Below are 11,853 nucleotides of genomic sequence, written 5' to 3'. Positions count from 1 at the left end.
GGAAAAGCGGTTGAAGGCACGTCAAGCATAGGCCACGCCCGCTCGTTTTCGCAGGCACGTCTCTTGCATCGATACGGGTGCGGTGTAACGAAGCACCGCTTTGGTGAGGCTGCAGGCTCCTGCATCCATCTTGGCAGCGCAATGGCCGGGAAGCACCCCCACGCCGACAGCGTCCGCTGCCGGCATACCGCCCCAACCCCGTCCGTCGACACGGCCCTCGCAAGGCCGCGCCGCGGCATTTCGCACGATTGAACGACCCATGTCCAGCTTCAAGACCTTCTTGCACTCAGGCCACGGCCCGACGCTGTTCGCGGCCTTTCTGTACTTCACGTTCTCGTGCTGCATCTGGGTGCTCAACGGCGCCATGGCGCCGTTCATCGGGGAGACCTTCGATCTTTCGCCCGCGCAGAAGGGGCTGATGCTGTCGGTGCCGATCATCGCGGGCGCGCTCATGCGCTTTCCGCTGGGCATCCTCTCGCAATACATCGGCCGCAAGAGCGCCACCTTGGTCGAAATGGGCCTGATCGCGGTGGCGATGCTGTTCGGCTTCTTCTTCGTGAAGAGCTTCAACGACCTGCTCGCCATGGGCGTGCTGCTGGGCATTGCCGGCGCGAGTTTCGGCGTGGCGCTGTCGCTCGGCTCGGGCTGGTTCCCGCCTCAGCACAAGGGCCTGGCGATGGGCCTGGTGGGCGCCGGCAACGTGGGCACGGCGGTGTCGGTGCTGGTGGCCCCGCCGCTCGCGCAGTGGCTCGGCTGGCAGGCGGTGTATGCCGTGGCGGCCGCCGCCATTCTGGTGCCGATGGTCGTGATGGTGGTGTTCGCCAAGGAGCCGCCCGACGTCGACAGCCATGCGAGTTTCCGCGAGCACATCGCCTGCCTGTTCGAAAAAGACGGCTGGGTGTTCAGCCTGATCTACGGCGTGACCTTCGGCGGTTTCATCGGGCTCATCACCTTCCTGCCCTCTTACTACTACGACCAGTTCGGCGTGAGCAAGGTGCAGGCCGGGCAACTCACCATGCTCGCAGCCTTCATGGGCGCCGCGGTGCGCATCGTCGGCGGCTGGATCTCCGACCGCTGGGGCGGCGTGAACACGCTCACGGTGGTACTGCTGGCGGTGGCCGTCGGGCTGGTGCTGGTGGGCATTTCGTCGTCCTCTCTCGCACTCACCACGCTGCTTCTGATCTTGTGCTTTGCCGCGCTGGGCGCGGGCAACGGCGCGCTGTTCCAGTTGGTGCCGCTGCGCTGGCCCACGAGCACGGCGGTGGCCGGTTCGATGATCGGCGAGATCGGCGCGCTCGGTGGCGGCCTGGTGCCGAATGCCATGGGCCTGTCGAAGCAATACCTGGGCAGCTACGTCTGGGGTTTCGTCTTCTTCGGCGTGCTGTCGCTGATCATGCTGGGCGTCATGCGCGTGATGCAGATCCGCTGGACCCGCACCTGGGCCGAAAAAGGCGGCCGCGCACGCGCGTCGGCCTCACCGGCTCCGGTCAAGTACACCGCTCCACCGAAGGCGACGCGGCCATGACCTTTTCGCGTTCGCCGTCAGCGTGGCAAGAAGAGCAACCACACCACGAGCAGTGCGTTGAACAGCAACGACACGGCGAGCGCGATCTTGTAGAGCGCGGCCGGGTCGCGGCGGATCAGCGGCGTGGCGGGCGGCGCACCGACCGGGCGGGACGCACCCCGTTCGAGGGCCAGCAGCATTTCCTCGGCGGTTTCGAAGCGCTCCCGCGGATCGCGCGCAACGGCCTTGCGCACCAGGTGGTCGAGCCACACGGGCACATCGGGCCGCAGCCGCGAGAGTGCGGCCGGGTCGCGCCGGTAGCGCGCCACCTGGTAGGGCTCGATTTCGCCGTAGGGCAGATGCCCGCCGAGCCACTGGTACAGCGTGACCCCGAGCGCGAACAGGTCGCTCGCGGTATCGGCATGGGCGCCCTCCCATTGCTCGGGATTGATGTAGCTGGGCGTGCCCGCATGCAGTTCGCGCTGCGCCGCGCCTTCGCGCCCGGACAGCGCCACGCCGAGGTCGAGGATGCGCCACCGGCCGTCGTCGCCCAGGTGCAGGTTGCCGGGCTTGATGTCGCGGTGCACGACGCCATGGCGGTGCAGCCGGCCCAGAGCCTTGGTCACCTCGATGGCGGCGGCAACTACCTCGGCCACCGCGCCGCGCGCGCCGGATTTTCGCATTTGCTCCAGCGTGCGCCCGCCGTGCCAATCGAACACGATGTAGAGCGCGCTGGCGTTCTCGGCACGCTCGTGCACGCGCACGAATCCACCGCTTCCCACGCGCTGGCCCAGCCAGGCTTCGTGCGCAAGCATCGCGCGCTCCTGCGGATCGCTGGCGCGCGAGGGGTGCAGCGTCTTGAGCGCCACCAGCTCGCGCGTGGCCGGGTTGCGCGCCTGGTACAACAGGTGCACGCCGGTGTCGGCCACGAGCGCAGTGACGACGTAGCCGTCGAGCGCATCGCCCACCTTCAACAAGGGCGGCGGCGCCAGTCGGCGACCGTCGCCGAGCTCGTCGTCCAGCTGCCGCACGTCGAGACCGACGACGCGAATGACGAGCGCGGTCGCGTTGTCGCGCGTGCCGGCGTCGATGGCCGCCTGCACCAGGGCCTCGCTCGCTTGCTCGGCACCGCCCTGCAAGGCGAGCGCGGCGAGCCGCTGCGGCTTGAGCACGCCGTGCACGCCGTCGGAGGTCAGCACGAAGCAGTCACCCACGCGCACGTCGCCCTGCGCATAGTCGACACGCACCTGATCGTCCAGGCCGATGGCGCGCGTCAAGCGGCTGCGCATGTCGGGATGCTCGAAGGCATGGTCCTGCGTCAGCGGCATGGCCGGCTCGCCGTCGGCGCGCACGCGCCAGGCGCGCGTGTCGCCCACATGCGCGAGCGTGTAGCTCTGGCCATGCAGCACCAATGCCGTCAACGTGGTGAGCGCGGTCGCGCTGCCTTGGCGGCGCCGGTTGTGATCGGCGAGCCAGGCATTCTGCGCGGCGACCAGGCGGTCGAGCGCGGCGGTCGGCTCCCAGGTGTCGGGCGTGGCGAAGTAGTCGGCGAGCAGGCCCATGACCGTGGTCTGAGCCGCCTCCAGGCCGCGTCCGCCTGTGGACACGCCGTCGGCAATGGCCGCAATGAGACCACGCGACTCGTCGCCCGGCGGTGCGTTGACGGCACCGGCAAAGTCTTCGTTCACGTCGCGCGGTCCGCGCTGGCTGCTGTAGCCGATGTCCACTTCAAAGCTCATGGCGCCATTCTCCACGTGCTTCCACGCGCGCCCGAGCGCTTCCCATCGATTGATTCGCTGAAAGGCCCCACCCCATGAAGAAACTCAAGCTCGTGATGGTCGGCAACGGCATGGCCGGCGTACGCACGCTCGAAGAACTCCTGAAGCTCGCCCCGGAGATGTACGACATCACCGTCTTCGGTGCCGAGCCGCACCCCAACTACAACCGCATCCTCCTGTCGCCCGTGCTCGCGGGCGAGCAGACCGTGGACGAGATCGTGCTCAACAGCTGGGAGTGGTACAGCGACAACCACATCACCCTGCACGCCGGCAAGAAAGTCGTCGAAGTCGACCGCGTCAAGCGCATCGTGCGCGCCGTGGATGCCCAGGGCGGCGTCACCGAAGCCGCCTACGACCGCCTCCTGATGTGCACCGGCTCCAACCCCTTCATGCTCCCGGTGCCCGGCAAGGACCTCAAGGGCGTCATCGCCTACCGCGACATCGCCGACACCGACTACATGATCGAGACCGCGCGCACCCACAAGCATGCGGTGGTCATCGGCGGCGGCCTCTTGGGCCTGGAAGCGGCCAACGGCCTCATGCTGCGCGGCATGAGCGTCACCGTGGTGCACGTCATGCCCTGGCTCATGGAGCGCCAGCTGGACGACGTGGCCGGCAAGCTGTTGCAGAAGTCCCTGGAAGACCGCGGCCTGAAGTTCCTCATCGGCGCCCAGACCCAGGAGCTCGTGGGCGATGCCGACGAGGGCAAGGCCGGCCGGCCGGACGGGGAAGGGGCCCCGTCCAAAGGACGGGTCCGGGCCATCCGCTTCAAGGACGGCACCGAAGTGGCCGCCGACCTGGTCGTCATGGCCGTGGGCATCCGCCCCAATGTGGAGCTGGCCGAGAAGATGCGCCTGCACTGCAACCGCGGCATCGTGGTCAACGACACCATGCAGACCGTGACCGATGCGCGCATCTACTCGGTGGGCGAATGCGCCGCCCACCGCGGCATCGCCTACGGCCTGGTCGCCCCTCTCTTCGAGCAGGCCAAGGTCGCGGCCAACCACCTGGCCCAGTTCGGCATCGGGCGCTACCTGGGCTCGCTCACCTCCACCAAGCTCAAGGTGACCGGTATCGACCTGTTCTCGGCCGGCGAGTTCATGGGCGGCGAAGGCACGGAAGAGATCGTCATGAGCGACCCCTTCGGCGGGGTCTACAAGAAGCTGGTGATCAAGGACGACAAGCTGGTGGGCGCGTGCCTCTATGGCGACACGGTGGACGGCAGCTGGTACTTCAAGCTCCTGCGCGACGGGCGCAGCGTGCACGACATCCGCGACAAGCTGATGTTCGGCGAATCCAACATCGGCGACACCGGCCACGAGGGCCACAACAAGGCCGCCAGCATGCCCGACGAGGCCGAGGTGTGCGGCTGCAACGGGGTGACCAAGGGCACCATCTGCAAGGCGATCAAGGACAAGGGCCTGTTCACGCTGGACGAGGTCAAGAAGCACACCAAGGCCAGCGCCAGCTGCGGCTCGTGCACGGGCCTGGTGGAGCAGATCCTGATGTTCACCGCCGGCGGCGACTATTCGGCCACGCCCAAGAAGAAGGCGGTGTGCGGCTGCACCGATGCGAGCCACCAGGATGTGCGCGAAGCCATCAAGAAGGAACACTGGCTCGGCCACGACGCGGTGTACCGCGGCCTGGGCTGGCGCACGCCCAACGGCTGCGCGACCTGCCGCCCGGCCATCAACTACTACCTGATCTCGACCTGGCCCAAGGAGGCCAAGGACGATCCGCAGAGCCGCTTCATCAACGAGCGCAGCCACGCCAACATCCAGAAGGACGGCACCTACTCGGTCATCCCGCGCATGTGGGGCGGCCACACCACGCCGGACGAGCTGCGGCGCATCGCGGATGCGGCCGACAAGTACAAGATCCCGACGGTCAAGGTGACGGGCGGCCAGCGCATCGACCTCTTGGGGGTGAAGAAGGAAGACCTGGAAGGGGTCTGGAAGGACATCGGCATGCCTTCGGGCTTTGCGTATGCCAAGAGCCTGCGCACGGTGAAGACCTGCGTGGGCAGCGAGTGGTGCCGCTTCGGCACGCAGGACAGCACCCAGATGGGCAAGGACCTGGAGCGGGCGCTGTGGGCGATGTATTCGCCGCACAAGGTCAAGCTGGCGGTCTCGGGCTGCCCGCGCAACTGCGCCGAGGCGGGGATCAAGGACGTGGGGGTGATCGGGGTGGACTCGGGCTGGGAGCTGTACGTCGGGGGCAACGGCGGCATCAAGACCGAGGTGGCGCAGTTCCTGGTGAAGGTGAAGACGGCGGCCGAGGTGATGGAGTACTCGGGAGCCTTCTTGCAGCTGTACCGCGAGGAAGGCTGGTACCTGGAGCGCACGGTGCACTACATCGGGCGGGTGGGGCTGGACTATGTGAAGAAGAAGATCCTGGAAGACGAGGCCGGGCGCAAGGCGTTGTGGGAGCGGCTGCAGTTCGCGCTGGATGGGGAGCCCGATCCGTGGTTCGAGTCGAGCCAGGCGCAGGTGGATGTGCGGCAGTTCACGCCGCTGGCCGTGTGAGTGGAAAAGCGGAGAAAACCGGTTTGAAAAGACGACTCTTCATCGCTTCTTCCGCGCTGGCCGCGGCGGGTGCCCGCGCGCAGGTGGCCGACCTCAACGACGCCATCAACAAGGCGGGGCGCCTGCGCATGCTGTCGCAGCGCGCGAGCAAGGCCTACCTGGCGCTCGTGCAGAACGTGGAAACGCGCAATGCGCAGCAGGTGCTCGACAAGTCGATTGCGCTGTTCGAAAAGCAACTGGGCGAGCTCAAGGCCTTTGCGCCGAGCCCGGCCATCCGCGGCACCTACGACACGCTCGGCGGCGCCTGGGGCGACTTCAAGCGCGAGCTCATGGGCATGGAGCCCAACAAGGAAGAGGCCGCCAAGGTGGTCAAGCTCGATGCCGCCGTGCTCGCACTCGCGAACCAGGGCACCACGCAGTACGAAGCCGCTTCGGGCAAGCCCGTGGGCCGGCTGGTCAACATCGCGGGGCGGCAGCGCATGCTGTCGCAGCGCATGGCTAAGTTCTACCTGGCCGGCGCGATGCAGATCGACGCGGTTGGCAGCACGGCCGAGATCGCCAAGTCGCGCGCCGAATTCCTGGCCGCGCTCGAAATCCTGCGCGGTGCGCCGGAAGCCACTCCGCAGATCCGGCAAGAGCTGGTACTGGCCGATGCCCAATGGATGTTCTTCAATCGCGGGCTCCAACGCCTCGAAGGCGCGGGTGCCTCGCCCGCCCTCATGTCCGACGTGTTCGTGACCAGCGAGAACCTGCTCGCCATCATGGACCGCGTGACCGGCCTGTATTCCGACCTCAAAACCTAGAGACCCCACCATGAGCGAATGGAAAGCCATCTGCCGCATCGACGACATCCCCGTGCTGGGCGCCCGCCGCGTGGCGCGCCCCGTGGGCGTGGCCGTCGCCGTGTTCCGCAATTCAGAGGACCAGGTGTTCGCTCTGCTCGACCGCTGCCCGCACAAAGGTGGGCCTCTGAGCCAGGGCATCGTGTTCGGCACCAGCGTGGCGTGCCCGCTGCACAACTGGGCCATCGGCCTGGACGACGGATGCGCCAAATCGCCCGACGAAGGCTGCACGCCGAAGTTCGCGGTGAAGGTGACTGAAGGCGTGGTGCACCTGGATGCGGAAGAACTCAAGACGCATGCCATCGACCTGGCCCCGCCTCGCGCAGGCCCCGGCGCCGCAACGGCCGGCAAGCTGGGCGACGAGACCTTCGACGTGCAGGCGCCGCACGGCAGCTAGCCGCAAAAACGAAGGCACGACCCATGGAAGAAACTCGCTCCACCTGCCCCTACTGCGGCGTGGGCTGCGGTGTGATCATCGAGTCCGACGGCGCGCAGATTACCGGCGTGCGCGGAGACCCCGACCACCCGGCCAACTTCGGGCGCCTTTGCACCAAGGGCTCGACACTGCACCTCACGGCCACGGCCACGGTCACGCGCCAGACACGGCTGCTGCAGCCGATGCGGCGCGCCGCGCGCGGTGCCGAGCCGATGCCCATCGCGTGGGACGGCGCGCTCGACGGCGCGGTCGACAAGTTCGCGCAAGTCATCCGCGACCATGGCCCCGACGCCGTGGGCTTCTATGTCTCGGGCCAGCTACTGACCGAGGACTACTACGTCTTCAACAAGCTCGCCAAGGGGCTGATCGGCACCAACAACATCGACACCAACTCGCGCCTGTGCATGAGCAGCGCGGTGGCCGGCTACAAGCAGACGCTGGGCGCCGATGCGCCGCCGGCCTGCTATGACGACCTGAAGCACGCGAGCTGCCTTTTCATCGTGGGCAGCAATGCCGCGTGGGCGCACCCCATTCTGTTTCGCCGCATCGAGGACGCGAAGGCCGCCAACCCCGAACTGAAGATCATCGTGGCCGATCCGCGCCGCACCGACACGGTGGAAATCGCCGACCTGTTCCTGCCCATCCAGCCCGGCACCGACGTCATGCTGTTCAACGGCATGCTGCACCTGATGCTGTGGGAAGGCTGGATCGACAACCGCTACATCGCCGCCCACACCAGCGGCTTCGACGCACTGAAGACCACGGTGCGCGAATGCACGCCCGACAAGGTGGCGCAGATCTGCGGCATCTCGAAGGACGACCTGCTCACCGCGGCGCGCATGTTCGCGACCTCGCCCGCCACGCTGAGCCTCTACTGCCAGGGCCTCAACCAGTCGTCGAGCGGCACCGCGAAGAACGCGGCGCTGATCAACCTGCACCTTGCGACCGGCCAGATCGGCAAGCCTGGCGCGGGCCCGTTCTCGCTCACCGGCCAGCCCAATGCGATGGGCGGGCGTGAAGTGGGCGGCCTGGCCAACCTGCTGAGCGCGCACCGCGACCTGGCCAACCCTGTGCATCGCGCGGAAGTGGCGGCGCTGTGGAACCTGCCCTCGGTCCCCGAGAAGCCCGGCAAGACCGCAGTCGAGATGTTCCAGGCCGCGGCCGATGGCGAGATCCGCGCGCTGTGGATTGCCTGCACCAATCCGGCCCAGTCGATGCCCGACCAGGCGACGGTACGCCGCGCCCTTGAGCGCGCCGAATTCGTCGTGGTGCAGGAGGCTTTTTCGACCACCTCGACCTGCGCCTTCGCCGACCTGCTGCTGCCAGCCACCACCTGGGGCGAGAAGGAAGGCACCGTGACCAACAGCGAGCGCCGCATCTCGCGCGTGCGCCCCGCGGTGACGGCACCGGGCGAGGCGCGCCACGACTGGTCGATTGCCGTCGATTTCGCGCGCCGGCTCGAACAGCGGCTCGGCCGCCCGGCCACGCTGTTTCCATACGACTCCGCCGAACGGGTGTGGAACGAGCACCGCGAATCGACGCGGGGCCGCGATCTCGACATCACCGGCATGAGCTACGCCATGCTCGACACGGCCGGCCCCCAGCAATGGCCGCTGAAGGAAGGCGAAACCACCGGCCGCGTCCGCCTCTACGAAGACGGCGTTTTCCCCACGCCGGACGGCCGCGCGCGCTTCGTCGACACGGTCTACAAGCCGGTGGCCGAGGCGCGCGAGGCACGCTATCCGTTCTCGCTCAACACGGGCCGTTTGCGCGACCAGTGGCACGGCATGAGCCGCACCGGCACGGTCGGCCGCCTGTTCGGCCATGTGGCCGAGCCGGTGGTGCAGATGAATGCGCAAGACATGGCGCGCCGGCAACTGAAAGACGGCGACCTGGTGCACCTCACCTCCAAGCGCGGCTCCATCCTGCTGCCCGCCCGCGCCAGCGCCGAGATCGGACTGAGCCAGGCTTTCGTCGCCATGCACTGGGGCGAGGAATACCTGAGCGGCTGCTCGTCGACCGGCACGCCGCTGGCGGGCATCAACGCGTTGACCACGTCGGCCTACTGCCCCACCTCGAAGCAGCCGGAGCTCAAGCACACGCCGGTCAAGATCCTCAAGGCCGAGTTGCCGTGGTCGCTGCTCGCGATGGCCTGGCTGCCGCCCGACGCGGCGCTGGCCGCGCACCAGGCGCTCAAGCCGCTGATGGCGATGTTTCCGTTTGCCACCTGCGTGCCGTTCTCGGGCAATACGCCGGGCGAAGAACGCAGCGGCATCCTGTTCCGCGCCGCCGCGCACGACGCGCCGGCCGACGAGCTCATCGACCGGATCGAAGGCCTGCTCGGCCTGCGCGGCAGCGACGCCCTGCGCTACGCCGACCAGCGGCGCGGCCAGCGCCGCGTGGCGCGGCTGGTGCGGCGCGCCGACGGCAACGCCGGCCTCGAAGCCTTTTTGCTGGGCGGCGATACGAGTGCCGAAGCCTGGATCGGCACCCTGCTGCGCGAAGAAATTCCAGCGCAAACCTATGGCCGTTTGCTACTGTCCCCGGGCGCCCGCGCGCCGGTGGCGGTGCAGTCCCGCGGGCAGCCGATCTGCACCTGCTTCAACGTGACCGACCTGGCGATCCGGGCCGAGCTGGGCCGCTGCAACGGCACGCCCGAAGAACGGCTGGCTTCGCTGCAGGGCACGCTGAAATGCGGCACCAACTGCGGCTCCTGCCTGCCGGAGCTCAAGCGCATGGTCCGGGCGACGCCTTCCGAGGCAATGGCGGAAGCCCCATGACTCCCCGTCTTGCTCCCTCCCCCGCCGGAGGAGGGCTGGGGTAGGGGCAAGCGGCGCATCCATTGAGCGCTCTGCCTGCCCCCAATCCCGACCTTCCCCCGGAAGGGGAAGGGACAAGACAGAGGCATAAGCCGCCTTGCATTCCGGCATAAGCATTGCGGGACAATCGGGGCACCCATGGGAATCAGCCAATACATCAAGGAAATCGGCCGCGGCGCGCGAGGCGCCAAGCCGCTGACGCGCGAACAGGCCACCGACCTGTTCGGCCAGGTGCTGGACGGCACCGTCACCGACCTCGAAATCGGCGGCTTTTGCCTGGCCATGCGCATCAAGGGCGAAACGCCCGAAGAGATGGCGGGCTTCCTCGATGCGACGCATGAGCGGCTCAACCGCCTGCCTCCTGCTGACCGCCCGCTCATCGTGCTGCCGAGCTACAACGGCGCGCGCAAACTGCCGGTGCTCACGCCGCTGCTTGCGCTGCTGCTCGCCCGCGAAGGCTTGCCGGTGCTGGTGCACGGCAGCGCCACCGAAACCTCGCGCGTGTTGGCATCGAACGTGCTGGAGGCACTGGACATACCGATGCTCACAGCCATCCGAAAAATCCCGTCCGGCGAGGTTGGCTTTGCGCCGACCGAACTGCTCAACCCTGCACTCAAGCGGCTGCTCGACGTGCGCCGTGTGGTGGGCCTGCGCAACCCCGGCCACAGCGTGGTCAAGCTGATGCAGCCGACCACTGGCCCCTCTGTGGTCGTGGCAAGCTATACGCATCCGGAATATGCGCGCACCATGGCCGAAACCTTCGAGCTCATGGGCATGACCGCCCTGCTCTCGCGCGGCCTCGAAGGCGAAGTGGTGTCCGACCCGCGCCGCACCGCACAGATCGACGGCTTCGTGCGCGGCGTGCGCAGCGAGTTGCAGGCCCAGGCCGCTGGCACATCGAACGAGGTGCCGGGCCTGCCCAAAGAGATCGACGTCGCGACCACGGCCGACTACACGCGCCGTGTATTGAACGGCGAGCTTCCCGTGCCCGAAGCCATCGCCACGCAGGTCAGGCACATCACGCAACTGGCAGCCCACGCATGAACGCACTCACATCCTCATTCACCGCCGGAAGCTGCACGCTGGTGGGTGCCGGCCCCGGCGACCCCGAATTGCTGACGATCAAGGCCGTGAAGGCGATCCAGGCCGCGACCGTGCTGCTGGTGGACGACCTCGTGAGCGAAAGCATCCTCGCCTCCTATGCCCGGCCCGGCGCGCGCATCGTGCACGTGGGCAAGCGCGGCGGCTGCAAGAGCACGCCGCAGGCGTTCATCGAACGGCTCATGATCACCGCGGTGCGCGAAGGCGAAACGGTGGTCCGGCTCAAGGGCGGCGACCCGTTCATCTTCGGCCGCGGCGGCGAAGAGGTCGAGCACCTGCGCGAAGCCGGCATCGAGTGCACGGTGATCAACGGCATTACCGCCGGCCTTGCCGCGGTGACTTCGCTCGGCGTACCGCTGACCCACCGCGACCATGCCCAGGGCGTGGTGTTCGTCACCGGCCACGCCAAGACGGGCGCCAGTGCGCATGAAGACGCCACCGCCTGGCGCGCGCTGGCCGCCACCGCGCACAGCGCACGGCTCACGCTGGTGATCTACATGGGTGTGGCGGGCGCGGGCCACATCGAGCGCGAACTGCTGCAGGGCCTGCCTGGCGACACGCCAGTGGCAGTCATCCAGCACGCGAGCCTGCCGCAGCAGCGGCACGTCACGGCCACGCTCGACCGGCTGCAAGCCTGCATTGCCGACGCCGGACTCGCGAGCCCCGCGGTCATCGTCGTGGGCGATGTGCTGCGCGGGCTGGCCGCGGCGGCATTGCCGGTGGATTCGGACGCCGGCTGGTTCGGCACCTGAGCCGCCGGAAGAGAAGGCTCGGCAGGCCCGGGCTGTTCTCCAAGTAAGACCTGCTGGGCTCGGGTTTTTCGCGGGCCCACATAGGGCGCTTCTGCA

General features: G+C 68.0%; 8 protein-coding genes. 7 read left to right on the top strand and 1 reads right to left on the bottom strand.

The window, feature by feature from the left end; genetic code table 11:
* Positions 1-259: 259 nt before the first annotated feature.
* Positions 260-1,525, top strand: coding sequence for an MFS transporter (locus tag QFZ42_RS05675; RefSeq protein WP_307700019.1), 1,266 nt, complete (start codon positions 260-262; stop codon positions 1,523-1,525).
* Between the two features lie 17 nt (positions 1,526-1,542).
* On the opposite strand, the gene QFZ42_RS05670 is transcribed toward QFZ42_RS05675, so the two are convergent.
* On the bottom strand, positions 1,543-3,243 hold the full coding sequence (locus QFZ42_RS05670) for a bifunctional protein-serine/threonine kinase/phosphatase (RefSeq protein ID WP_307700018.1): 1,701 nt from the start codon (positions 3,241-3,243) through the stop codon (positions 1,543-1,545).
* A gap of 74 nt (positions 3,244-3,317) precedes the next feature.
* On the opposite strand from QFZ42_RS05670, the gene nirB reads away from it, so the two are divergent.
* The 6 genes from nirB to cobA all read left to right on the top strand — a co-directional run bounded on the left by nirB (position 3,318) and on the right by cobA (position 11,757).
* A complete protein-coding gene (gene nirB / locus QFZ42_RS05665) occupies positions 3,318-5,807 on the top strand; it encodes a nitrite reductase large subunit NirB (RefSeq protein WP_307700017.1) in 2,490 nt (829 codons plus the stop codon).
* Between the two features lie 23 nt (positions 5,808-5,830).
* Entirely contained in the window at positions 5,831-6,610 is a 780-nt protein-coding gene (locus tag QFZ42_RS05660; protein WP_307700016.1) for a type IV pili methyl-accepting chemotaxis transducer N-terminal domain-containing protein, read from the top strand.
* A gap of 10 nt (positions 6,611-6,620) precedes the next feature.
* Positions 6,621-7,046: a nitrite reductase small subunit NirD gene (gene nirD / locus QFZ42_RS05655; protein WP_307700015.1), complete on the top strand. Its 426-nt coding sequence runs from the start codon at positions 6,621-6,623 to the stop codon at positions 7,044-7,046.
* Between the two features lie 23 nt (positions 7,047-7,069).
* A complete protein-coding gene (locus tag QFZ42_RS05650; protein ID WP_307700014.1) occupies positions 7,070-9,865 on the top strand; it encodes a nitrate reductase in 2,796 nt (931 codons plus the stop codon).
* Between the two features lie 177 nt (positions 9,866-10,042).
* On the top strand, positions 10,043-10,948 hold the full coding sequence (gene ybiB / locus QFZ42_RS05645; RefSeq protein WP_307700013.1) for a DNA-binding protein YbiB: 906 nt from the start codon (positions 10,043-10,045) through the stop codon (positions 10,946-10,948).
* Positions 10,945-11,757: a uroporphyrinogen-III C-methyltransferase gene (cobA, locus tag QFZ42_RS05640; protein ID WP_307700012.1), complete on the top strand. Its 813-nt coding sequence runs from the start codon at positions 10,945-10,947 to the stop codon at positions 11,755-11,757. The genes ybiB and cobA overlap by 4 nt, the downstream gene beginning before the upstream one ends.
* The last annotated feature ends 96 nt before the right edge of the window (positions 11,758-11,853 follow it).

The organism is Variovorax paradoxus, assembly GCF_030815855.1.
GTDB classification, from domain to species: Bacteria; Pseudomonadota; Gammaproteobacteria; order Burkholderiales; family Burkholderiaceae_C; genus Variovorax; species Variovorax paradoxus_M.
The sequence above is the reverse complement of the archived record's forward strand: the minus strand, read 5'-3'. Positions and strand labels throughout refer to the sequence as shown.